Below are 21,361 nucleotides of genomic sequence, written 5' to 3' on the forward strand. Positions count from 1 at the left end.
CTTGTTCACCCGATGGGGTGAACCACTCTCACCCCGCAGGGTATCCGTCACGCTGGGTCATCGGTCGGGAACAAGGCGTCGACGCGGTGTGCCAGCTGCAGGTCCAGCTCGGTGACACCGCCGGCCGAGTGCGTGACGACGGCGATCCGCAGCGTCCGCCACCGCAGGTCGAGATCCGGGTGGTGGTCGAGCTCCTCGGCGACGTCCGCGACCGCGACGACCGCGTCCACGGCGGCCCGGAAGCTGGGCAGCCGCACCGTGCGCTCGATGCCGTCGGGCCCACCGGACCACAGCGGCAGCTCCCGCAGGCCGTCCGCGACGGCGTCCGGGGGGAGGCGGGGCGGGCGGGGCATGCGACCCATCCTGCCCCTGGTGGCCTCGTCCCAGGAGCCCGCGGCGCGCGTGGTGATGTGCTGGAGCGGCCCTGCTGCAGGGGCCCGCGCCGAGCCTGCGAGGCGTGGGGGGCAGCGGGGTCCTTCCTCAGACGTGCAGGCCGCACTCGGTCTTGCCGCGGCCGGCCCAGCGTCCGGCGCGCGGGTCCTCCCCGGCGGCGACCGGGCGGGTGCAGGGGGCGCAGCCGATCGAGGCGAACCCGATCTCCTGCAGCGGGTTCACCGGCACCTGGTGCTCGGCGATGTAGGCGTCGACGTCGTCCTGGGTCCACGCCGCGAGCGGGTTCACCTTGACCATGCCGCGCTTGGCGTCCCAGTCGACGACCCTGGTGCCCGCCCGGGTGGCCGCCTCGTCGCGGCGGACGCCGGAGCCCCACGCGCTGAAGCCGGCCAGCACGCGCGCCAGCGGCTGCACCTTCCGCAGCGAGCAGCACAGGTCCGGGTCGCGGTCGTGGAGCCTCGCGCCGTGCACGGCGTCCTGCTCGGCCACGGTCTGCGGCGGGGTCACGTTGACCAGCGTGATGGGCAGGACACCGGCGATCCAGTCCCGGGTGCCGATCGTCTCGGCGAAGTGGTAGCCGGTGTCGAGGAAGACGACGTTCACGCCGGGGACCGCGCGGCCGGCCAGGTGGGCCAGCAGGCCGTCGGCCATGCTCGAGGTGATCGCGAACTGCTGGCCGAAGGTCTCCCCGGCCCAGGCGAGCACGGCCAGCGCCTGCTCGACCGGGTCGGCGATCCCCTCGAAGCGGGCGTCGGCCTCGGCGGCCAGGTCCGGTGTCGGCTGCACGACGGCGGTCGTCATCAGCGCTGCACCCCCGTTCCGGTCAGGCGGACGGAGAAGGTCCGCAGGCAGGCGCCGCAGTGCCAACTCGCGGCGTCGTCCCCGTGCGGGGTCAGGTCTTCCTCACCGCAGTACGGGCAGTGGAACGGCGGGAGGTCCCGGGTCCTTCCGGACGTCGGCTCCGTCACAGCAGCCACGCCTCCTCCGCGCGGGAGACGTAGGCGGCGAACCGCTCGCCGGGCTCGCGACGCTCGAGGTAGCCGCGCAGGACCCGCTCGCAGTAGTCGGCGGTCTCCTCCTTGGTGATCTTGTGGCCGCGGAACTTGCGGCCGAAGCTCGCCTCGACGCCGAGGTGGCCACCCAGGTGCACCTGGAAGCCCTCGACGCTCTCGCCGGCCGCGTTGCGGACGATCATGCCCTTGAAGCCGATGTCGGCGGTCTGGAACCGGGCGCAGCTGTTCGGGCAGCCGTTGACGTTGATCCCGATCGGCTCGTCGAACTCCGGCAGCCGCTTCTCGAGCTCGTTGTAGAGGTCCTGCGCGTGCTGCTTGGTCTCGACGATCGCGAGCTTGCAGAACTCCAGACCGGTGCAGGCCATGGTGCCGCGGCGGAAGGCGCTCGGGCGCACCAGCAGGTCGTGCTCGGCGAGGGCCGCGACCAGGTCCTCGACCCGCTCGTCGGGGACGTCGAGGATGACCAGCTTCTGCTGCGTCGTCGTCCGGATCCGGCCGCCCTGCGTGCCGTACTCCTCGGCCAGGTCGGCGATCCGGGTGAGCAGGCTGCCGCTGATCCGCCCGGTGCGCAGGGCGAAGCCGACGGCGTTGGCGCCGTCCTTCTGCTTGCTCACGCCGACGTGGTCGCGCTGGTCGTGCGCGGCCGGGGCCGGGGCCGGGCCGTCGGGCAGCTCGGCGTGCAGGTACTCGTCCTGCAGGACCTGGCGGAACTTCTCCGGACCCCAGTCGGCCATCAGGAACTTGATCCGGGCGTGGTTGCGGGACCGGCGGTAGCCGTAGTCCCGGAAGATCGACGTGCAGCCCGCCCAGACGTCGGTGACCTGGTCCGGGCGGACGAAGACGCCGATCCGCTTGGCGAACATCGGGTTGGTCGACAGGCCGCCACCGACCCAGAGGTCGTAGCCCGCCTCGCCGTCCTCGTTCACCACGCCGACGAAGGAGACGTCGTCGATCTCGGGCTCGGTGCAGTGGTCGACGCAGCCGGACATCGACGTCTTCCACTTGCGCGGCAGGTTGCTGAACTCGGGGCTGCCGACGTACTTCGCGACGGTCTCGGCGAGGACGTCGGTGGCGTCGACGACCTCGTCCTCGAGGATCCCGGCGAGCGGGCAGCCGAGCATCACGCGGGGCACGTCGCCGCAGGCCTCCGTCGTGCTCAGGCCGACCGACTCGAGCCGCCGCCAGATCTCCGGCACGTCCTCGATGCGGATCCAGTGGTACTGGACGTTCTGCCGGTCGGTGACGTCGGCGACGTCCCGGCCGAACTCGGTGCTGATCCCGCCGAGGACCCGGAGCGCCTCACTGGTCAGCTGCCCGCCGTCGATGCGGGCCCGCATCATGAAGTAGGAGTCCTCGAGCTCCTCGGCCTCCAGCACGGCGGTCTTGCCACCGGGGATGCCCTGGGCGCGCTGCGTGTAGAGGCCCATCCAGCGCATCCGGCCGCGCAGGTCGCCGGCGTCGATGCCGTCGAACCCGGTGTGCGCGTAGATGTCGAGGATCCGCTGGCGCACGTCCAGGCCGTCGGAGTCCTTCTTCATCCGCTCGTTCGGGTTCAGCGGCTCCCGGTAGCCGAGCGCCCACTGGCCCTGCCCGCGCTGGGGCCGGTTGCTGGTGCGGGTGGGGGAGGACACGTCAGTACTTCTCCAATTGCGCCGGCACGGGCGTGCGCGACGCGGCCAGGTACGGAGCAGCAGGGAGGGCTGCGGAGGGGGCCGAGGTCAGCGCGCGGTGCGACACGCAGCGCTGGAGACCCGCGCCAGGTCGACGTGCAGGCGGGCCACGAGGAGGGCTCCGCAGTCGGTCACGCCGCCCATCCTCCCACACGATCGGGGGTCGGCGGTGAGGGACCGGCGGTCAGAGCCGGGCGAGGAGGTCCCGGACGGCGGGCAGCAGCGGCCGGTCCGCGGGGATCCAGTCCAGGTCCTCCAGTTCCTCGGCCGCCGCCCAGCGCAGGTCGGTGTGCTCGTGGGCGACGAGCTCGCCGCCGCCCACCCGGGCCCACCACACCCGGAGGGTCGAGGCGCCCGGGGCGCCACCGGCGACCACGCCGTCCAGCGGCACCTCACCGAGGAACGCCTGCGGCAGGACCTGCACGCCCAGCTCCTCGGCGCACTCCCGGACCAGCGCGGACAGGTCGGACTCGCCCGGCTCGACCTTGCCGCCGGGGAACTCCCAGAGCCCGGCCAGCGGCCCCGAGCCGCGCTGGGCGACCAGCACCCGGCCCCGGTCGTCGACCAGCGCCGCGCCCACCACCTGGGTCACCTCCAGCGCGCGGGAGGCGGCCGCCGCGGCGAAGGCGTCCAGGTGCGCCTGCATGGACCGGACGATCCGGCGGCGCAGCAGCGTCTGGTCCAGCAGGCCCCCGAGCGGGCCGGGGACGACGGTCTCCCAGTCGACCTGCTCGGAGACCAGCGTGCCGGCGCCGGTGGCCGAGAAGTGCCGCGTGTGCACCAGGCTGCGCAGGCCCCCGCCGGGTGCCGCGGCGTACCGGTCGCACCAGGGACGCACGGACTCGACCTCCCGCAACGGCCGCGGCCACGGGCGGCCCAGCGCGCGGGCGACGTCGAAAGCGACGGTCAGCGGGGCCTCCACCAACGTGGTGAACCTCAGCTGGGACACGCGGACCAGCTTCGCAGACACGGCAGGATGACCCCGTGCGCATCTCAGCCCGGGTCGACTACGCCGTGCGGGCCGCGGTCGAGCTGGCTGCCGTCGCGCCCGGCTCGCTGACCTCCGAGCGGATCGCCCAGGCGCAGAACATCCCCACCCGCTTCCTCCAGGCGATCCTCGGGGACCTGCAACACGCCCGGCTGGTCACCAGCCAGCGCGGCCGGGAGGGTGGCTACCGGCTGGCGCTGCCGCCCTCGGAGGTCTCGATCGCCCGGGTCATGCGCGTCGAGCAGGGCTTCCTGGCCGACGTGCACGGGCAGCGGCCCGAGGAGGTGGAGTATCCGGGCGCGGCCGCTCCGCTGGCCAACGTCTGGGTCGCGGCCCGCGAGGCCTACCGGCGGGTCCTGGAGAACGTGACCCTGGCCGACGTCGTCGCCGGCACGATGCCCCCGCAGGTGGCCGAGATGATCGAGCTCGAGAGCGCCTGGCGGTCCTTCGGCGTCCCCGCCCCCACCGACTGACCGCCATTCCAGCTGGAAAGGCGGTTCACGACCCGCCTTTCCAGCTGGAATGGCGAGGTTGTGGACAGCGCCCCGCGGCGGGACCACCGGCCGCCATGCTCGCTGGGTGGTCCCGCGCATCTCCGGTCTGGACGGCGTCTTCATCGGGGCGCACGCGATCTCCGAGGGAGTGCTCACCCGGCACCAGTTGCGGACGGGCGCCTACCGGCGGGTCCTGCGCGGCGTGTACACACACCCGGCAGTGACGGTCGACCACTCGGTGATCGCGCGCGCGGCGAGCCTGCTCATCCCCGCTGGAACTGCCATCGGTGGGGCATCGGCGGTCTGGTGGCACGGGGGTCCGCTGCCCGACCCGTCGGTGCCGGTCACCGTCGTCCTGCCCGAGGGGATCGAGTGGACCGGTCCCCGGGGCATCCGCGTGCACCGGACACGACTGCGGCCCGGTGAGGTGGTGGACCGGGCCGGCGTCCCCGTCACCGTGGCGGCACGGACGGCCTGGGACGTCTGTGCACTGGAATCGGTCCGGACGGCGGTCGCGGCCCTGGACGCCATGGTCCGATCCCGCGCACTGAGCAGGCTCGACCTTCAGCGGCTCGTCCGCTCGGGCGTGGGCCGTTGGGGTGCTGCACGGGTACGGCGGGCCGTGGACCTCGTGGACGAGCGGAGCGAGTCCCCTCCCGAGTCGTGGCTCCGTGTGGCCTTCGTGTTGGCCGGTCTGCCTCCGTGCGTGCCTCAGTTCGACGTAGTGGCGGACGGCGTCTTCCTCGCGCGGGTCGACTTCGCCTGGCCGGAGGCACGGCTCGTGGTGGAGTACGAGGGGGCCTACCACTTCGAGGGCGTCCAGGTCGTCAGGGACGACCGCCGCATCGCCCGGCTGTTGGCCGCGGGATGGCGCGTCATCCGGGTGAGCGCGGCCGACCTGCGGGACCTCGACGCGGTCGTGGAACGGGTCCGGGTCGCCCTGCGCGCCGCGCCGACCGCCGGCTGACCCACCTGCTCGCCATTCCATCTGGAAAGGCGGGCCGAGGTGGTCATCGACTCGTGGCGCCGGTCGACCAGGCGGGCGTCGGCGTACCGGGCCCCGGCGCCCAGGGCCCCGTCCACGGCGGCCGCCGCCGCGTCGAAGGCCGCGGCGTCCACGGCGACAGGTGAGCTCGTCACAACCGGCCATCCTGCGCCGGGTGGGCCGCCGGCACGAACGGGCGGCCCGGCACCGCGCGAGCGCCGCCCCCGGCACGCGGGGACGGCGCTCGTGTCGTCCGGTTCAGCGACCCGCAGGGGTCACTTGAAGGCGTCCTTCACCTTCTCGCCGGCCTGCTTCAGGTTGCCGGCGGCCTGGTCGTTCTTGCCCTCGGCCTGCAGCTCGCGGTCGCCGGTGGCCTCGCCGACGGTCTCCTTGCCCTGGCCGGACATCTCCTGGGCCTTGTTCTTCATCTTGTCCATGCCACTCATGTCAGTCTCCTCGACTCGGTCGCAGTGACTCCCGGGTACCCGGCCGGGGGAGGTGGCACACCCAGGACCGGCGCGGGGTCGGGTGTGGTCCGCAGAACCCTGTCGCGGGCCACCGGAGGGGCCGGATTTCCTCCGGTCACCAGCCCCCGGTCCCGGCCGGTTTCCAGGCTCTCGCCGGCGGTCCTGAGCACAGGTCACGAAACGATGACGGACGTGGACTGGGGGTGACGGCACTGCCTAGGGTTCGGCCGTCGCCTCCCGTCGGCAGCGTCCCGACAGCTGCCGGACAGGGGGGATGGAAGAACCCAAGTCCACCCGGCGATCCCGGGTCGTTCCGACCTGATCGTCCCCCCGCGCCGCGGGTCGAGGAGGCAAGCAGACGTGAAGTTGAGCAAGCGCACGGTGATGCTGGTGGCCACCGGCGTCACCGGTGCGATGGTGCTGTCCGCCTGCGGCGGTGACAGCGACAGCGGGGGCGGCGAATCCGCCAGCGGTGAGGGCCGCGTCGTCTTCGGCGAGGCCACCGACTGGCCGGAGAACCTCTTCCCGCTGATCTCCGCGGGCAACGCCACCTCGACGGCCGACATCGAGGCCGAGCTGCTGCCGCAGACCTACGAGATCCAGCCGGACTTCACCGTCCAGTGGAACGACGAGTTCCTGACCGAGGAGCCCACCTCCGAGGTCGTCGGGGACAGCCAGACGGTCACCTACTCGATCAACCCGGACGCGGTGTGGAGCGACGGCACCCCGATCACGGCCGACGACTTCGAGTTCAGCTGGCGCATGCAGCGGTCCTCGGACCCGGCCACGGGCGGGTGCCCGGCCCTGCTGAGCACCTCCGGCTACGACCAGATGACCGCCGTCGAGGGCGCTGACGAGGGCAAGACGGTCACCGTCACCTACTCGCCGCCGTTCGCCGACTGGCAGTCCTCCTTCGCCGGCAACAACAGCCCGGTGTTCCCGGCGCACCTGATGGACAAGGACACGCCCGAGGCGCTGTGCGAGTCCATCTCCACCGGCTGGCCGATCGCGGACGGCCTCCCCGGCGACATCTCCGGCGGCCCGTGGCAGCTGAAGAAGGAGAACATCAACGTCGGGCAGCAGATCGTCGTGCTGACCCCGAACGAGAACTACTGGGGCGAGAAGCCGCAGCTGGCCCAGCTGGTCATCCAGGGCATCGGCAACGACCCGACGACCGCCGTCCAGGGTCTGTCCAGCGGTGAGCTCAACGTCATCTACCCGCAGCCGCAGCTGGACCTCGTCGACCAGGTGCAGGGCCTCGAGCCGAACGTCACCAGCGAGATCAACTTCGGTCTGTCGTTCGAGCACCTGGACTTCAACACCACCGACCCGATCCTCTCCGACGTCAACGTCCGCAAGGCGTTCGCGCTGGCGCTGGACCGGCAGGAGATCGTCGACCAGACGGTCGGCCAGTTCTCCTCCGACGCCCAGGTGCTCAACAACCACATCTGGAAGAACAACCAGCCGGAGTACCAGGACAACGCGCCGGCGGAGTACAACGCCGCCGACCCCGAGGGCGCCAAGGCGCTGCTGCAGCAGTCCGGCTGGGCCCCGGGCCCCGACGGCATCTTCACCAAGGGCGGCCAGCGGCTGTCGATCCGCATCGACACCACCGCGAACAACCCGCTGCGGCAGACCACGATCGAGGTCATGATCCCGCAGCTGGCCGCCGCCGGCATCGAGGCGACGTTCAACGCCAACCCGGACATCTTCGCCGGCCCGGACAAGCCGACCAGCCTCATCGCCGGTGGGTTCCAGGCCGCCCTGTTCGCCTGGGTGGGCAACCCGTTCGTCTCCTCGCAGCCGCCGATCTACCAGCAGGTGGTGGGTGACGCGGTGGGCCAGAACTACTCCCGCATCGGCACCCCGGAGATCGACGCGCTGTTCGACCAGTTGATGGTGACCCCGGAGCGCGAGCAGCAGGTCGAGATCACCAACCAGATCGACACCCTGCTGTGGGACCAGATGGGGACGCTGCCGCTGTACCAGAAGCCGACCTTCATCGCCTACACCAGCAACATCGAGGGCGTCGAGGACAACCCGACCCAGGCCGGGCCGCTCTGGAACGCCTCCACCTGGACGGTGCAGTGACCCGTCGGGTCAGCTGAGCACCGCCTGAGCACGACCCGGTCCGGCGCCGCCCCCGCGGCGGCGCCGGCCACCGGCGCCACGGCCCCCGGTCAACCCGGGGGCCGTGGTCGGTCCGGGAGCCATCCGCACGACTCGAGCACCCCTCCGTACCGGGGTCGCTGAACAGGTCGTTCCTCACCGGACGACGTCGTCCGTCGGCGTAAGGTCACCACATGTTCTTCTTCACGATCCGGCGCATCGGCGCGTCGGTCCTCGTGTTGCTGGTCAGCTCGTTCCTGGTCTTCGCGCTCTGCGCCGCGAGCTTCGATCCGCTGTCGAACTACTACAACCTCAACCCGCGGCCGCCGCAGGCGTTCTTCGACAACCTGCGCGAGCAGCTGGGCCTCAACGACAACTTCTTCGTGCGGTACTGGAACTGGCTCTCCGGGGCACTCACCGGCGACTTCGGGACGACGGTCAACGGCACCCCGGTCGCCGACCAGCTCGGCACCCGGCTGATGGTGACCGGTCGCATGATCATCGCCGCGGTGGTCATCGCGGTCATCCTGGCCATCGTGGTCGGTGTGATCGGCGCGGTCCGCCAGTACAAGGCGTCGGACTACATCTTCACCTTCATCGCCTACGTCCTGATCGCGCTGCCGGTGTTCTGGTTCGCCGCGCTGCTCAAGGAGTTCGTGGCCGGCGGGATCAACGACCTGCTCGGCAGCCAGGTGCTGTACACGATCGGCGAGGAGACACCGGGGCTGTCGTTGTACGCGTCCGGCTGGGAGCTGTGGTCCGACCGGCTGGGGCACCTCGTGCTGCCGACGATCAGCCTGGCGCTGCTCTCCTTCGCCGCCTGGAGCCGCTTCCAGCGCGCGGCCATGCTCGACGTGCTCGGCTCGGACTACATGCGGCTGGCCCGGGCCAAGGGCCTCACCTACCGCCGCACCGTGCTCAAGCACGGGCTGCGCAACGCGCTGATCCCGCTCACCACCGTCGTGGCCCTGGGCATCGGCACCCTGTTCGGCGGCGCGATCATCACCGAGACGGTCTTCGTCTGGCACGGGATGGGGGAGTACCTGATCCAGGACGGCATCCGGAACAACGACACCAACGTCGTCCTCGGCTGGCTGCTGGTCAGCGCCGCCTTCGTCGTGGTGTTCAACCTGGTCGCCGACCTCCTCTACGCGGTGCTCGACCCGCGCATCCGGCTCTCCTGAGCCCTCGCACGGCAGGAAGCCAGCTCTCCAGGAAGAAGGGGCCCATGGCCACGACCCAGGCCACTCCGGACAGCACCGGCGGGGTGCTGCCCGCGGTGCCCGGCACACCGCAGGGCGGCGGCGGGGTGCAGCGGGAGTTCGGCGTCAAGGCGCGCAGCCAGCGGCAGCAGATCGTCCGGCGCTTCCTGCACAACAAGGTCGGGATGGCCGGCCTGGCGATCTTCGTGCTGATGGTGCTGTTCGGGTTCGTCGGCCCCTTCGTCCACGGGGTCGACTACGGCAGCCAGAACGCGCAGGCGCAGTCCGTGTCGCCGGGCACCTCCGGCTACCTGCTGGGCAGCGACGAGATCGGCCGGGACCTGCTGGCCGGGCTCATGCAGGGCGTGCAGCGCTCGCTGTTCATCGTGCTGCTGTTCGTGGTCATCGCCCTGCCGCTGGGGCTGCTGGTGGGGGCCCTGGCCGGCTACTTCGGCAGGTGGGTGGACAGCCTGCTCATGCGGGTGGTCGACCTGATCCTCACGGTGCCGCTGCTGGTCGTGCTGATCGTCGTCGCCAGCAACTTCCCCGGGTCCCGCACGCCGCTGGGGGTCGGGATCATCCTGGGCCTGTTCGGGTGGCTGGACCTCGCGCGGATCGTCCGCAGCCAGTTCCTCTCCCTGCGGGAGAAGGAGTACGTGGAGGCCGCGCACTCGTTGGGCGCCTCCGACGTGCGGATCATCTTCAAGCACCTGATCCCGAACGCGCTGGGCTCGCTGATCGTCTGGACGACGCTGGCGGCGGCCACCGCGATCATCCTGGAGGCGTCGCTGACCTACCTCGGCTTCGGCGTCAACGGGGCCAACCAGACCTCGCTGGGCCGGCTGGTCTCCGACGGGGTGCAGGCCGCGAGCACCCGACCCTGGCTCTTCTACTTCCCGGGCATCACCCTGCTGGTCATCGTGCTGTCGATCAACCTGATCGGCGACGGGATCCGGGACGCCTTCGACCCGAGCAACCGCCGCGTGCGGGCCTGACGGCACTGATCACGAGGAGATCCATGTCCATCGGGACCTCGGGCCCCGGCGCGTCCGCGACCGGTGCCAGCTCCCTCGGCACGCTGAGCAGCGGGCGGCCCACCAGCCTGCCCGGCTTCGACGTGTCCGCCCCGCTGCTCGAGGTCGCCGACCTCAACGTGCAGTTCCCCAGCGAGGACGGGCTCGTCCACGCCGTCCGCGGTGTCGACTACACCCTCCGCTCCGGGGAGGTGCTCGGCATCGTCGGCGAGTCCGGGTCCGGCAAGTCGGTCACCTCGCTGGCCGTGATGGGCCTGCTGCCGGGCAACGCCCGGGTCACCGGCTCGGTGCGGTACCGCGGCCAGGAGCTGCTCGGCCAGAGCGACCGGAGCATGTCGCGGGTGCGCGGCAAGGGCGTCTCGATGATCTTCCAGGACCCGATGACGTCGCTGGACCCGGTGTACCGGGTCGGCGCGCAGATCGAGGAGACGCTGCGCACGCACGACAAGACGCTGTCCTCGCAGGCGGCCGAGGCCCGCGCGGTGGAGCTGCTGGAGCTGGTCGGCATCCCGAACGCCAAGGAGCGGGTGCGGTCCTTCCCGCACGAGTTCTCCGGCGGCATGCGCCAGCGCGTCGTCATCGCGATCGCCATGGCCAACCAGCCGGACGTGATCATCGCCGACGAGCCGACGACGGCGCTGGACGTCACCGTGCAGGCGCAGATCCTCGAGGTGCTGCAGACCGCGCTCGAGGAGACCGGCGCGGCGATGGTCATGATCACCCACGACCTGGGCGTGGTCGCCGGCATCGCCGACCGCGTGCTGGTCATGTACGCCGGGCGGCCGGTCGAGGTCGGCAGCGTCGAGGACATCTACTACGAGCCGCGGATGCCCTACACGCTCGGCCTGCTGGGCTCGCTGCCCCGGCTGGACGCCAGCACCCGCGAGCGGCTGACCCCGATCGTCGGCTCGCCGCCGTCCCTGCTCAGCATGCCGCCGGGGTGCCCGTTCGCGCCGCGCTGCCCGCTGCACGTGCCGCAGTGCGACGAGGCCGAGCCCCCGCTGCTCGACGTCGGCCCCGGGCACGGCGCCGCCTGCATCCGGACCGAGAAGGTGGAGCGGGCCCACGGGCACGCGGCCGAGGTCTTCAGCGAGACCGCCTCGGACACCCTCCTGGCCGGGGAGGCGCTGCCCGCCGACCACACCGTGGGCGAGGGCGCGCGCGACGCGTCGCCCCCCGGCACACCCCCCGCCGACCAGACCGAGCCGGCCGCCACCGGGCCGGGCGCCGGCAGCGACACCGGCAGCGTGGTCTCCGACCACCGCCCCACGAACGGAGACCGGGCATGAGCGCCCCCACCACCGACCGCGCCGACGGCCCGGTCGGCCGCGGCGAGCCGATCCTGTCGGTGCGCGGCCTGGAGAAGCACTTCCCGATCAAGGGCGGCGGGCTCATCAAGCGCACCGTCGGCGCGGTGCGGGCCGTCGACGGGGTCGACCTGGACCTCTACCCGGGCGAGGTGCTCGGCCTGGTCGGCGAGTCCGGCTGCGGCAAGTCGACCACCGGCCGGGCGATCCTGAACCTGCAGCCGGCCACCGGCGGCTCGGTGGTCTTCGAGGGCCGGGAGCTGGTGGGGCTCACCCGCAAGCAGATGCGCCCGCTGCGCCGGGACATCGCGCTGGTCTTCCAGGACCCGTACGCCTCGCTGAACCCGCGGCTGCCGGTCTTCGACATCGTGGCCGAGCCGTTGGTGATCCACGGCCTCACCAAGGACGACGCCGAGCTGCGCAGCCGGGTCCGCGAGCTGGTCGAGACCGTGGGGCTGAACCCCGAGCACACCAACCGGTACCCCGCCGAGTTCTCCGGCGGCCAGCGGCAGCGCATCGGCATCGCCCGGGCGCTGGCGCTGCAGCCGAAGGTGCTGGTCCTCGACGAGCCGGTCTCCGCGCTGGACGTGTCGATCCAGGCCGGGGTGATCAACCTGCTCGAGGACCTGAAGAACGACCTGGGCCTCAGCTACCTGTTCATCGCCCACGACCTGTCGGTGGTCCGCCACATCTCCGACCGGGTCGCGGTCATGTACCTGGGCCGGATCATCGAGGTGGCCGAACGCGACGAGCTGTTCGAGCGGCCGGCGCACCCCTACACCCAGGCGCTGCTGTCGGCGATCCCGCTGCCCGATCCGCGCCGGGAGCGGGCGCGGCAGCGGATCATCATCTCCGGTGACGTGCCGAGCCCGGCGAACCCGCCCTCGGGCTGCCGGTTCCGAACCCGCTGCCAGAAGTTCGCCAACGTCCTCACCGACGCGCAGCGGCAGAAGTGCATCGACGACGACCCGCAGCTCGCCGACCGGGGTGCCGGCCACCTGAACGCCTGCCACTACGCCGAGGCCACCCGCGTCATCTGAGGCGCTCCTGGCCGGGTGGAACACCCCCGGCCGGGTGGCCGGCCGGGGTCGGCGAGGATGACCGGGTGACCGCGGACCGCCGACTGCTGCTCGTGCACGCCCATCCCGACGACGAGACCATCAACAACGGCGCCACCATGGCCCGGTACGTCGCCGAGGGGGCGGCGGTCACGCTGCTCACCTGCACCCTCGGTGAGGAGGGCGAGGTGCTGGTGCCGGAGCTGGCCCAGCTCGCCGCCGACCAGGCCGACCAGCTCGGCGGGTACCGGATCGGTGAGCTCGCCGCCGCGATGGCCGCCCTCGGGGTCACCGACTGGCGGTTCCTCGGCGGCGCCGGCCGCTTCCGCGACTCGGGGATGATGGGCACCCCGGCCAACGACAAGCCGCGCGCGTTCTGGCGGGCCGACCTGGACGAGGCCGTGGCGCACGCGGTGGCCGTCGTCCGGGAGGTCCGGCCGCAGGTCGTGGTCACCTACGACGAGAACGGCGGCTACGGCCACCCCGACCACATCCAGGCGCACCGGGTCGCGATGGGCGCGGTCGACGCCGCCGCCGACCCGGGCTACCGGCCCGACCTGGGCGAGCCGTGGACGGTGGCGAAGGTCTACTGGAACGCCATGCCGCGCTCGGTGGTGCGGGCCGGCATCGAGGCGATGGCCGCGCTGGGGGAGGGGTCACCCTTCGAGGGGCTCGGGGACCTCGACGAGGTCCCGTTCATCGTCCCCGACGACGTCGTCACCACCGCCGTCGACGGCCGGGCGTACGCCGGCCGGAAGGACGCGGCGATGCGCGCCCACCCGACGCAGATCGTGGTCGACGGCCCGTTCTTCGCGCTGTCGAACAACCTGGGCCAGGAGGTCTTGGGCACCGAGCACTACCGCCTGGTGCGCGGGGAGCGCGGCCCCGGTGCCGGGCCGCACGGCTGGGAGGACGACCTCTTCGCCGGCCTGTCCTGATGCGCGCCCTGCGGCTGCTCGGCTGGGCGGTGGTCGCTGTCGTCGTCGCCGCGTGGCTGGCGCTGGTGGAGGTGTTCTGGCTCCCCTGGCGGCTGGCCGGGATCCCCGTCCCGGTCTCGATCGTCGCCGCGGTCGTCGGCAACCTGCTGCTCGTCGCCGCCGCCCGGCGGCTCTCGGGCTCCCGGCTGGTGGCGGCGCTGCCGGCGGTCGTGTGGCTGGTCATCGCGGTGGCGGGGGCGATGCGCCGTCCCGAGGGCGACCTGCTGCTGCCGGGCGGGGACACGGTCACCTCGACGCTCTCCCTGGGGTTCCTGGTGCTCGGGGTCGTGGCGGCCGCCTTCGCGGTCGGCCGGGTCCTGGGCACCCCGGTGCCGCGCCCGCAGGTCAGCCCACCCGTCGCCGGTAGTGGTACCGGTGGTGCTCGATGAGGCCGGCCCGCCGGTAGAGGGCCCGGGCGGCGGCGTTGCCGACGGTGACCTGCAGGTAGAGGGAGTGCGCCCCGCGGTCGGCCGCCCACGCCCGGAGGGCGGCCATGACGGCGGTGGCCAGCCCCTGCCGGCGGTGCTCCTCGGCGACGGTCACCGCGGTCACCCCCAGCCAGCCGTCGGTGAGCACCCCGCGGCCGACCGCGGCGAGCGGCGCCGGGGCGGGGGCCAGCCGGACCGAGGCGAACACGACGTCCTCGGCGTTCGTGAGCACCCGGGGGGCGACGGGGGGCAGCTCCGCGCCGCGGTACCGGTAGCCGGCCAGCCAGGCGTCGTCCGGCGTGGCCGCGAGGTGCACGGGGACGCCGTCCAGCTGCCCCCGCAGGAGCAGACCGGTCAGCACGAGGACGTCCTCGTCGCGGGCCCAGCCGGCGTCGGCGAAGGCGGCGTCGGCGGCCCGGGACGCGACGCCGGGGAGCTGCGCGCACGGCTGCAGCCCCCGCTCGTCGTACCAGCGGGCGACGGCCTCGACGGCCGCCGGCAGCGGTCGCCCCGGGTCCCCGACGACGAGGGCGGAGTTCGCCCGGCCGGTGAAGCCGCCGGCCGCGCGCAGCAGCCAGTCGCCCAGCCGGTCCTCCTCCAGCGCCCGCCAGCCGCGGGCCGCGACGAGCTCGAGGCCGGTGACGCCGAGCGCCGAGCGTCGCTGTCCCATGCCCCGATCCTGCGTGGCGGGGGTCCATGGGTGGCCGGTGGGGGTGCGCGGTGCGACCCGTCGCGCTGGCGGGGGACCCCTCGGGTGATACTGGAGATGATCGATCACCGCCCTGGTCCGGCCAGGGTGAGCAGCCAGCCAGCACGTCCCGGAGGAACCCGTGACCTACGTCATCACCCAGGCCTGTGTCGACGTCCTCGACAAGGCGTGCATCGACGAGTGTCCGGTGGACTGCATCTACGAGGGCGAGCGGATGCTCTACATCCACCCCGACGAGTGCGTGGACTGCGGCGCCTGCGAGCCGGTGTGCCCGGTGGAGGCCATCTACTACGAGGACGACGTCCCGGACAAGTGGAAGGACTTCTACAACGCCAACGTGGAGTTCTTCTCCGACCTGGGCAGCCCCGGTGGCGCGGCCAAGACCGGCAAGATCGCCAAGGACCACCCGCTGGTCGCCGCGCTGCCGCCGCAGGGCGAGGGGCACTGACCACGGGCGGGTCGGCCTCCCCGCGCCGGCTCCCCGACTTCCCCTGGGACTCCCTCGGCGCGGCCCGTGCCCGTGCCGCGCAGCACCCGGGCGGGGTGGTCGACCTGTCCATCGGCACGCCGGTCGACAGCACGCCCGAGCTGCTCGCCGCGGCGCTGGCCGGCGCCGGGGACGCCCCCGGCTACCCGACGGCGCTGGGGACGCCGGAGCTCCGGCGCACCGCCGCCGGCTGGCTCTCCCGCCGGCTCGGGGTGCGGCTGGCCGACCCGCTGGGCGCCGACCCCTCGGTGGTCCCCACGGTCGGCTCCAAGGAGCTGGTGGCGCTGCTGCCCACGCTGCTCGGCCTGCGCCGGGGCACCGTGCTGATCCCGGAGGTCGCCTACCCCACCTACGAGGTGGGCGCGGTGGTCGCCGGGCTCGGCGTGGGGCGGACCGACACCCCGCCGGCCGATCCGGGCGACGCCGTCCTGGTCTGGCTGAACTCCCCGGGCAACCCGCACGGCCGGGTGCTCACCGACGAGCAGCTGCGCGCCTGGGTGACCTGGGGTCGGGAGCACGGGGTGCCGGTCGTCGCGGACGAGTGCTACATCGAGCTGGGCTGGGACGTCGCTCCCCGCTCGGTGCTGCACCCCGACATCGCCGGACCCGACCACCGCGGCCTGCTCGCGGTGCACTCGCTGTCCAAGCAGTCGACCGCCGCCGGGTACCGCGCGGGGCTGCTGTCCGGTGACCCGGCGCTGGTGCGCCGGGTCTGGGAGGTCCGCCGCCACCTCGGGCTGCTCGTGCCGACGCCGGTGCAGGCGGCGATGGTGGCCGCGCTCGGCGACGACGCGCACGTCGAGCAGCAGCGGGAGCGGTACGGCCGCCGGCGCGACCGGCTGGCCGCCGCGGTGCGGGGCGCGGGCGCGCGGATCGACCACTCGGAGGCCGGGCTCTACCTGTGGGTCACCCGGGACGAGGACTGCTGGACGACGATCGACTGGCTCGCCGACCGGGGTGTCGTGGCCGCGCCGGGCACCTTCTACGGCCCGGCCGGGGCGCGGCACGTCCGGATGGCGCTGACCGCCACCGACGAGCGGGTCGACGCCGCCGTGGAGCGCCTGGCCGCCTGAGCGGGCGGAACGGCACGATGGCGCCGTGCCGGACTGGGTGCTCCTCCTCGCCGCGCTGGGCGCCGGGCTGGTCGCCGGGGCCTTCGCCGTCTTCAGCCTGATGGTGATGCCGGCGCTGGCGGCGTTGCCGGACCGGGCCGGCGCGGCCGCCATGCAGTCGATCAACCGGGCGGCGATCCGGCCGACGTTCCTCACCCTGCTGTTCGGCACCGCCGTGCTGTGCCTGGCGCTCGGCGTCCTCGAGCTGGCCGGCGAGCGGCGGCCGCTGGTCCTGGTGGCCGCCCTCGCCTACGTGGTCGGCGTGGCAGGGGTGACCGTGGCAGCGAACGTCCCGCTCAACGAGGCGCTGGCCCGCGCCGACGGGACGGATCCGGCGCCGTGGCGCCGCTACCTGCGCCGCTGGACGGCGTGGAACACCGTGCGTTCGGTCGCCGCGCTGGCGAGCGCGGCGGCGCTGGCCGGAGAGCTGGTCGGCTGATCCGGCCGGCACCCCGGCTCAGCCGGCCGCCGCCGTCTGGGCGACGGCCTGGGTGAGCAGCCGCAGCCGCGCCCGCATCGACCAGGCGCCGAGCGCGGCGAGCGGGCGCAGCCGGCTGCCGACGGCGCCGTTCCGGTGCCGCAGGCCGATCCGGCATCCGGCGCCGTCGTCGGCCAGCTCCACCCGGAGCCACTCGGTGTGCCCGCGCGCCGGGTAGCGCACCTCCCACTCGAGCACCCGGCCCTCCTCCACGGCGGTGAGGACGTGCGTGGAGATCAGGCCCGGGTCCTCGACCGGCTCGCCGGTGCGCGACAGCGTGCGGGCGATGGCGTCGAGGGCCTCGAAGGACCGGCCGTGCACCCGCCGCACGCGCTCGACCGTGTCGTCCCAGTCCGGCCGCCGGTGCGGGTCGGCGACCACCGCCCACACGTCGGCGCGCGGAACGGCGACCGTCTGGGCGTGCGTGGCGGTCCAGCCGCCCTCCGGGGGGCCGACCCGGTCGACGTCGGCCTCGACGGTGCCGATCGCGGCCAGCACCGCTGCGGCGTCGACGCCGGCCCGGTCCAGCAGGCGGCGGGCCGGGCCGCGGCCGTCGGCCAGGAGGGCGGTCAGCAGCCGGGTGTCCGGCGCGCCGTCCGGCAGGTCGGCCAGCGCCCGGCGGGCCCGGTCGGACCAGCGCAGCCCGGCGGTGCCCGCGGCGTAGGTGCGGCTCCGCGGAACCGGCGGCACGGTCGCCGTCACCCCGAGGGCGGCCAGGTCCGCCTGCTGGACGGCGACCTGCGCCTCCCTCGCGCCACCCAGCTGCAGGCCGGCCGCGGACAGCACCCGGGCGGAGGCGCCACCGGTGACCAGCAGGCCGAGCAGCAGGTGGTGGACGTCGACCTCGGCGTGGCCCGCGCGGGCGGCCTCCTCGTCGGCGGCGAGCAGGACGTAGTACGCCTGCCCCCGCGACCCGGCGGCGGTCGTGCTCCTCATCGGTGCGCTCCTCGGACGTCGACGCGACGGTGGTACTTCTTGTGGACCGCCTGCCGGGTCACGCCCAGCGCGTCCGCGATCTCCGACCAGGAGTGCCCGGCGGTGAGAGCGGCCTGGACCTGGCGCAGCTCGAGGGTGTCGACCAGCCGCCGCAGCGCGACGACCGCACCCAGCCCGGCCAGCGGATCGGCGGTGTCGGCCGCCGTCGTCTCCAGTGGCTCGGTCCCCATGTCAGCAACCTAGGTTGCTCGCATGGGGTTGGTCAACCCAGGTTGCTGCCGGTTCTCAGATCTCCAGGCGGAGCGGTGCGAGGGCCGTGCCGGGGGCTGGCGTCCACCCGTCGGCCGGCGTCCAGCGCCAGCCGTCCGCGGTCACCCGGCTGAGCCCGAGCCGCTCGGCCTGGGCGACGGCCCAGGTGCCCCCGGGCCGGCCGGCCGCGGCGTCGACCTCCACCACGCCGTCCGGACCGACGGAGGCGGGCACACCCAGCGCGGCGGTGGCGGCGGCGGCGACGGCGGCCGGGTCGCCGCCGCCGGCCGAGGAGGGAGCGCAGGCGAGCGCACCGGCCTCGGTGGAGTACAGGGCCCCGGCCAGCGTCTCGGCCATCGCGGTCCACTGGCGGTAGGCCAGCGGGAACGCGCTGCGCTGCACTGCGTCGGCGACCAGGGTCAGGTCCCCGGTCTCCCAGCCGGGCACGCGCACCAGGCCGTCGTAGAACTTACCGGCGGCGTACACCGGGTCCTGCACCTGCGCCTCGCTGCCCCAGCCCTGCGACGGGCGCTGCTGGAACAGCCCGAGGGAGTCGCGGTCGCCGTAGTCGAGGTTCCGCAGCCGGGACTCCTGCTGGGCGGTGGCCAGGGCGATCACCGTGGCCCGCGGCGGCAGGCCCCGCGTGCGGGCGACCGCGGCGATCGTGGCGGCGTTCGCGGCCTGCTCGGTGGTGACGGTCAGGTCGGAGCCGCGGACGGCGCAGGTGCCGGCGAGCACGGAGGGACCCTCCTCGGGGCGGGTGTGCCAGAGCCACACGCCGACGCCGACGAGCAGGACCACCAGGAGCAGGGCGCGGCCGGAGCCGCCGCGTTCGGGGCGCCGCGCGGGCTTGCGGCGCGCCGGCGGACGACCGGACCGGGCGGGTGGCCGGCGGGCCGGAGGGCGACCGGACCGGGCAGGTCGCTGCCGGGTCGCCGCGCGGGTGGTCGCCATCACGCCGATGGTAGGTCGGACACCTGTGCCCGACCTGCAAGGACGACCGTGGGCAGGCTCACCCGGCGCGCCGTAGCCTCCCGACGACGCCGGGGCCCGCCCGGTGCCGCACGGACAGGAGCCCGCATGACCGCCGCCGTCCCGCTGCTCCCCGGGATCGTCGCCACGCACGTGCCCACCGCCCGGCTCACCCAGCAGGTGCTGCACCCGGCCGGGGTCGACCCGTCCGGCGGTGAGGCGCTGCTCTTCGTGCACGGCAACGTCAGCTCGGCGGCGTTCTGGCAGCCCCAGCTGCTGACCCTGGACCCGCGCTGGCGCCCGCTGGCCGTCGACCTGCGCGGCTACGGCGGCACCGAGCCGCTGCCGATCGACGCCCGCCGGGGCCCGGGCGACTGGGCCGACGACCTGTCGGCGCTGGTCGACGCGCTGGGCCTGGAGCGGGTGCACCTGGTCGGCTGGAGCATGGGGGCCGGCGTCGTCCTGCGCTTCCTGCTCGACCGTCCCGAGGCCGTCGCCTCGGTCGCCCTGGTGGCGCCGGTGTCGCCCTACGGCTTCGGCGGGACGGCGGGGGCCTCCGGCCGGCTGGTCCACCCCGACGGCACCGGATCGGGCGGTGGCGCCGCGAACCCCGCGTTCGTCGCGGCCCTCGCCGCGGGCGACACGACGGCGGACACCCCGGTCAGCCCCCGGTCGGTGCTGCGCGCCCACTACGTCGCCCCCGGGTCGCTGCCGCTGGACCCGCGGCTCGAGGACGTCTACGTCGCCGCGATGCTCAGCACCCGGACCGGTCCCGACCACTACCCCGGCGACGCGGTGCGCGTGGACGCCTGGCCGGGCACGGCACCGGGGGAGCGGGGCGTGCTCAACACGATGGCGCCCACGGTGCACGACCTGTCGGGGATCACCGAGCTGGCCCTCAAGCCGCCGGTGCTGTGGGTGCGCGGCGAGCTGGACCCCATCGTCTCCGACGCCTCCGCCTACGACCTGGCGCACCTCGGCTCGCTGGGCGCGGTGCCCGGGTGGCCGGGCGCGGAGGCCTTCCCGGCCCAGCCGATGATCACCCAGACCCGCGCCGTGCTCGACCGCTACGCCGCCACCGGGGGCAGCTACCGCGAGGTGCTGATGCCGGGCGTGGGCCACTCACCGCACGTCGAGCGGCCGGAGGAGTTCGCCCTGGCGCTGGTCGAGCACCTCACCCACCCCGCCGCCGCGCCGTCCAACACCCCGGAGACCCCCGGCCCGGGCGACATCCTCACCTGACACCCGGGGCTTTTCCCCGATCAAGTACGCGTACTTGATCGGGGAAAAAGCCCGCTAGTTCGCGTGGAGGGCGGCGTTCAGGGCGCCCCAGTCGCCGTCCCGGGGCACCGCCTCCAGGGCGCCGCTCACCGAGTTGCGGCGGAACAGCAGCCCGTCGCGGCCGGAGAGCTCCGCCGCCTTCACCAGCGAGCCGTCCGGCAGCGTGACCTTCGAGCCGGCGGTCACGTAGCACCCCGCCTCGACCACGCACCGGTCGCCGAGGGAGATCCCGATGCCGGCGTTGGCGCCGAGCAGGCAGCCGCTCCCGATCGAGATGACCTGCTTGCCGCCGCCGGACAGGGTGCCCATGATCGACGCGCCGCCGCCGATGTCGGAGTCCGCGCCGACGACGACGCCCGCGCTGATCCGGCCCTCCACCATCGACGGGCCCAGGGTGCCGGCGTTGAAGTTGACGAAGCCCTCGTGCATGACGGTGGTGCCCTCGGCCAGGTGGGCGCCCAGCCGCACCCGGTCGGCGTCGGCGATCCGCACCCCCGGGGGGACGACGTAGTCGACCATCCGCGGGAACTTGTCCACCCCGAAGACGGTGAGGTGCCCGGTCGCGGCCCGCAGCCGACCGCGGACGGCGTCCAGCTCCGTCGCGAGGACCGGTCCCGCGCTGGTCCAGGCGACGTTGGCCAGCAGGCCGAAGACGCCGTCCAGGTCCACGCCGTGCGGGCGGACCAGCCGGTGCGAGAGCAGGTGCAGCCGCAGCCAGACGTCGTAGGTGTCGACCGGCGGCTGGGACAGGTCGGCGATGGTGGTGGCGACGCCGATGACCTGCACCCCGCGGGCGTCGTCGGTGCGCACCAGCCCGGAGTGGTCCGGCCCGAGGAGCCCCCCGAGCTCGAGCACGCCGAGCTGCTGGGTCCCGCTCTCCCCCTGGTCGGCGGAGGTGAGCGACGGCCGGGGGAACCAGGTGTCCAGCACGGTGCCGTCGGCGGTCACGGTGGCCAGGCCGACGCCGTTGGCGCCGGTCGTCTCTGCTGCGGTGGTCACGGACGTCGAGGCT

25 protein-coding genes are annotated in these 21,361 nt (G+C 73.8%); 13 read left to right on the forward strand and 12 right to left on the reverse strand.

Annotated elements, in window-relative coordinates:
- Positions 1-47: 47 nt before the first annotated feature.
- The 6 genes from HL189_RS01510 to HL189_RS01535 form a co-directional block, all read right to left on the reverse strand.
- A complete protein-coding gene (locus HL189_RS01510; protein ID WP_369131932.1) occupies positions 48-353 on the reverse strand; it encodes a 4a-hydroxytetrahydrobiopterin dehydratase in 306 nt (101 codons plus the stop codon).
- Between the two features lie 127 nt (positions 354-480).
- Positions 481-1,194, reverse strand: coding sequence for a phosphoadenylyl-sulfate reductase (locus HL189_RS01515; protein ID WP_369131933.1), 714 nt, complete (start codon positions 1,192-1,194; stop codon positions 481-483).
- Positions 1,194-1,370, reverse strand: a complete 177-nt coding sequence (locus HL189_RS01520; protein ID WP_369131934.1) for a hypothetical protein — start codon at positions 1,368-1,370, stop codon at positions 1,194-1,196. Before HL189_RS01520 ends, HL189_RS01515 begins: the two co-directional genes overlap by 1 nt.
- Positions 1,358-3,037, reverse strand: coding sequence for a nitrite/sulfite reductase (locus HL189_RS01525; protein ID WP_369131935.1), 1,680 nt, complete (start codon positions 3,035-3,037; stop codon positions 1,358-1,360). Before HL189_RS01525 ends, HL189_RS01520 begins: the two co-directional genes overlap by 13 nt.
- A gap of 87 nt (positions 3,038-3,124) precedes the next feature.
- Positions 3,125-3,220, reverse strand: a complete 96-nt coding sequence (locus HL189_RS01530; RefSeq protein ID WP_369131936.1) for a putative leader peptide — start codon at positions 3,218-3,220, stop codon at positions 3,125-3,127.
- A gap of 40 nt (positions 3,221-3,260) precedes the next feature.
- Positions 3,261-4,025, reverse strand: a complete 765-nt coding sequence (locus HL189_RS01535) for an NUDIX domain-containing protein (RefSeq protein ID WP_369131937.1) — start codon at positions 4,023-4,025, stop codon at positions 3,261-3,263.
- A 35-nt stretch (positions 4,026-4,060) separates the two neighbouring features.
- Here HL189_RS01535 and HL189_RS01540 point away from each other — a divergent pair, with 35 nt between their 5' ends.
- Positions 4,061-4,537: an Rrf2 family transcriptional regulator gene (locus HL189_RS01540; protein WP_369131938.1), complete on the forward strand. Its 477-nt coding sequence runs from the start codon at positions 4,061-4,063 to the stop codon at positions 4,535-4,537.
- Positions 4,538-4,643: 106 nt separating this feature from the next.
- Positions 4,644-5,525 carry an endonuclease domain-containing protein gene (locus HL189_RS01545; RefSeq protein WP_369131939.1) on the forward strand — a complete coding sequence of 294 codons (882 nt, stop codon included), beginning with the start codon at positions 4,644-4,646 and terminating at the stop codon, positions 5,523-5,525.
- Between the two features lie 293 nt (positions 5,526-5,818).
- Here HL189_RS01545 and HL189_RS01550 read toward each other — a convergent pair whose 3' ends face one another.
- Positions 5,819-5,989, reverse strand: a complete 171-nt coding sequence (locus tag HL189_RS01550) for a CsbD family protein (protein ID WP_369131940.1) — start codon at positions 5,987-5,989, stop codon at positions 5,819-5,821.
- A 381-nt stretch (positions 5,990-6,370) separates the two neighbouring features.
- Between HL189_RS01550 and HL189_RS01555 the strand changes: the two genes are divergently transcribed.
- The 7 genes from HL189_RS01555 (at position 6,371) to HL189_RS01585 (ending at position 14,086) form a co-directional block, all read left to right on the forward strand.
- Positions 6,371-8,101 carry an ABC transporter family substrate-binding protein gene (locus HL189_RS01555; protein ID WP_369131941.1) on the forward strand — a complete coding sequence of 577 codons (1,731 nt, stop codon included), beginning with the start codon at positions 6,371-6,373 and terminating at the stop codon, positions 8,099-8,101.
- Positions 8,102-8,313: 212 nt separating this feature from the next.
- Positions 8,314-9,303 (forward strand): ABC transporter permease, encoded by a 990-nt coding sequence (locus tag HL189_RS01560; protein WP_369131942.1) that lies wholly within the window; start codon positions 8,314-8,316, stop codon positions 9,301-9,303.
- Positions 9,304-9,347: 44 nt separating this feature from the next.
- The gene (locus tag HL189_RS01565; protein ID WP_369131943.1) at positions 9,348-10,316 is read left to right on the forward strand and encodes an ABC transporter permease; all 969 of its coding nucleotides are present in this window, start codon (positions 9,348-9,350) and stop codon (positions 10,314-10,316) included.
- A 23-nt stretch (positions 10,317-10,339) separates the two neighbouring features.
- Positions 10,340-11,644 (forward strand): ABC transporter ATP-binding protein, encoded by a 1,305-nt coding sequence (locus HL189_RS01570; RefSeq protein ID WP_369131944.1) that lies wholly within the window; start codon positions 10,340-10,342, stop codon positions 11,642-11,644.
- Complete coding sequence (locus HL189_RS01575; protein ID WP_369131945.1) at positions 11,641-12,702, forward strand: ABC transporter ATP-binding protein; 1,062 nt, start codon at positions 11,641-11,643, stop codon at positions 12,700-12,702. Before HL189_RS01570 ends, HL189_RS01575 begins: the two co-directional genes overlap by 4 nt.
- A gap of 65 nt (positions 12,703-12,767) precedes the next feature.
- The gene (mshB, locus tag HL189_RS01580; RefSeq protein ID WP_369131946.1) at positions 12,768-13,658 is read left to right on the forward strand and encodes an N-acetyl-1-D-myo-inositol-2-amino-2-deoxy-alpha-D-glucopyranoside deacetylase; all 891 of its coding nucleotides are present in this window, start codon (positions 12,768-12,770) and stop codon (positions 13,656-13,658) included.
- The gene (locus HL189_RS01585) at positions 13,658-14,086 is read left to right on the forward strand and encodes a hypothetical protein (RefSeq protein WP_369131947.1); all 429 of its coding nucleotides are present in this window, start codon (positions 13,658-13,660) and stop codon (positions 14,084-14,086) included. Before mshB ends, HL189_RS01585 begins: the two co-directional genes overlap by 1 nt.
- Here HL189_RS01585 and HL189_RS01590 read toward each other — a convergent pair.
- Positions 14,043-14,795 carry a GNAT family N-acetyltransferase gene (locus HL189_RS01590; RefSeq protein ID WP_369131948.1) on the reverse strand — a complete coding sequence of 251 codons (753 nt, stop codon included), beginning with the start codon at positions 14,793-14,795 and terminating at the stop codon, positions 14,043-14,045. The two genes, HL189_RS01585 and HL189_RS01590, sit on opposite strands and share 44 nt — an antisense overlap.
- Before the next feature lie 160 nt (positions 14,796-14,955).
- Between HL189_RS01590 and fdxA the strand changes: the two genes are divergently transcribed.
- Genes fdxA through HL189_RS01605 form a run of 3 tightly spaced genes read left to right on the forward strand, consistent with a single transcriptional unit; the run spans position 14,956 to position 16,872 of the window.
- Entirely contained in the window at positions 14,956-15,282 is a 327-nt protein-coding gene (fdxA, locus tag HL189_RS01595; protein WP_075012384.1) for a ferredoxin, read from the forward strand.
- Positions 15,279-16,394, forward strand: coding sequence for a succinyldiaminopimelate transaminase (gene dapC / locus HL189_RS01600; protein ID WP_369132186.1), 1,116 nt, complete (start codon positions 15,279-15,281; stop codon positions 16,392-16,394). The genes fdxA and dapC overlap by 4 nt, the downstream gene beginning before the upstream one ends.
- A gap of 25 nt (positions 16,395-16,419) precedes the next feature.
- The gene (locus HL189_RS01605; protein WP_369131949.1) at positions 16,420-16,872 is read left to right on the forward strand and encodes a DUF1772 domain-containing protein; all 453 of its coding nucleotides are present in this window, start codon (positions 16,420-16,422) and stop codon (positions 16,870-16,872) included.
- A gap of 18 nt (positions 16,873-16,890) precedes the next feature.
- Here the strand turns inward: HL189_RS01605 and HL189_RS01610 are convergent, their stop codons facing one another.
- Genes HL189_RS01610 through HL189_RS01620 form a run of 3 tightly spaced genes read right to left on the reverse strand, consistent with a single transcriptional unit; the run spans position 16,891 to position 19,050 of the window.
- Positions 16,891-17,847, reverse strand: coding sequence for a Clp protease N-terminal domain-containing protein (locus HL189_RS01610; protein ID WP_369131950.1), 957 nt, complete (start codon positions 17,845-17,847; stop codon positions 16,891-16,893).
- Positions 17,844-18,077, reverse strand: coding sequence for a hypothetical protein (locus tag HL189_RS01615; protein WP_369131951.1), 234 nt, complete (start codon positions 18,075-18,077; stop codon positions 17,844-17,846). The genes HL189_RS01610 and HL189_RS01615 overlap by 4 nt, the downstream gene beginning before the upstream one ends.
- Before the next feature lie 55 nt (positions 18,078-18,132).
- A complete protein-coding gene (locus tag HL189_RS01620) occupies positions 18,133-19,050 on the reverse strand; it encodes a hypothetical protein (RefSeq protein ID WP_369131952.1) in 918 nt (305 codons plus the stop codon).
- Positions 19,051-19,176: 126 nt separating this feature from the next.
- Here HL189_RS01620 and HL189_RS01625 point away from each other — a divergent pair, with 126 nt between their 5' ends.
- Positions 19,177-20,310, forward strand: coding sequence for an alpha/beta fold hydrolase (locus HL189_RS01625; RefSeq protein WP_369131953.1), 1,134 nt, complete (start codon positions 19,177-19,179; stop codon positions 20,308-20,310).
- A gap of 54 nt (positions 20,311-20,364) precedes the next feature.
- Here HL189_RS01625 and dapD read toward each other — a convergent pair whose 3' ends face one another.
- Complete coding sequence (gene dapD / locus HL189_RS01630) at positions 20,365-21,348, reverse strand: 2,3,4,5-tetrahydropyridine-2,6-dicarboxylate N-succinyltransferase (protein WP_369131954.1); 984 nt, start codon at positions 21,346-21,348, stop codon at positions 20,365-20,367.
- Between the last annotated feature and the right edge of the window lie 13 nt (positions 21,349-21,361).

The organism is Modestobacter sp. I12A-02662 (assembly GCF_041028325.1).
Lineage (GTDB): Bacteria > Actinomycetota > Actinomycetes > Mycobacteriales > Geodermatophilaceae > Modestobacter.

Excerpts from the sequence above, each read along its gene's own strand:
- HL189_RS01510 (WP_369131932.1), bottom strand. The coding sequence starts at position 353 with ATGCCCCGCCCGCCCCGCCTCCCCCCGGACGCCGTCGCGGACGGCCTG.
- HL189_RS01515 (WP_369131933.1), bottom strand. The coding sequence starts at position 1,194 with ATGACGACCGCCGTCGTGCAGCCGACACCGGACCTGGCCGCCGAGGCC.
- HL189_RS01530 (WP_369131936.1), bottom strand. The coding sequence starts at position 3,220 with ATGGGCGGCGTGACCGACTGCGGAGCCCTCCTCGTGGCCCGCCTGCAC.
- HL189_RS01550 (WP_369131940.1), bottom strand. The coding sequence starts at position 5,989 with ATGAGTGGCATGGACAAGATGAAGAACAAGGCCCAGGAGATGTCCGGC.
- HL189_RS01560 (WP_369131942.1), top strand. The coding sequence starts at position 8,314 with ATGTTCTTCTTCACGATCCGGCGCATCGGCGCGTCGGTCCTCGTGTTG.
- HL189_RS01565 (WP_369131943.1), top strand. The coding sequence starts at position 9,348 with ATGGCCACGACCCAGGCCACTCCGGACAGCACCGGCGGGGTGCTGCCC.
- HL189_RS01570 (WP_369131944.1), top strand. The coding sequence starts at position 10,340 with ATGTCCATCGGGACCTCGGGCCCCGGCGCGTCCGCGACCGGTGCCAGC.
- HL189_RS01575 (WP_369131945.1), top strand. The coding sequence starts at position 11,641 with ATGAGCGCCCCCACCACCGACCGCGCCGACGGCCCGGTCGGCCGCGGC.
- HL189_RS01585 (WP_369131947.1), top strand. The coding sequence starts at position 13,658 with ATGCGCGCCCTGCGGCTGCTCGGCTGGGCGGTGGTCGCTGTCGTCGTC.
- HL189_RS01590 (WP_369131948.1), bottom strand. The coding sequence starts at position 14,795 with ATGGGACAGCGACGCTCGGCGCTCGGCGTCACCGGCCTCGAGCTCGTC.
- HL189_RS01610 (WP_369131950.1), bottom strand. The coding sequence starts at position 17,847 with ATGAGGAGCACGACCGCCGCCGGGTCGCGGGGGCAGGCGTACTACGTC.
- HL189_RS01615 (WP_369131951.1), bottom strand. The coding sequence starts at position 18,077 with ATGGGGACCGAGCCACTGGAGACGACGGCGGCCGACACCGCCGATCCG.
- HL189_RS01620 (WP_369131952.1), bottom strand. The coding sequence starts at position 19,050 with ATGGCGACCACCCGCGCGGCGACCCGGCAGCGACCTGCCCGGTCCGGT.
- HL189_RS01625 (WP_369131953.1), top strand. The coding sequence starts at position 19,177 with ATGACCGCCGCCGTCCCGCTGCTCCCCGGGATCGTCGCCACGCACGTG.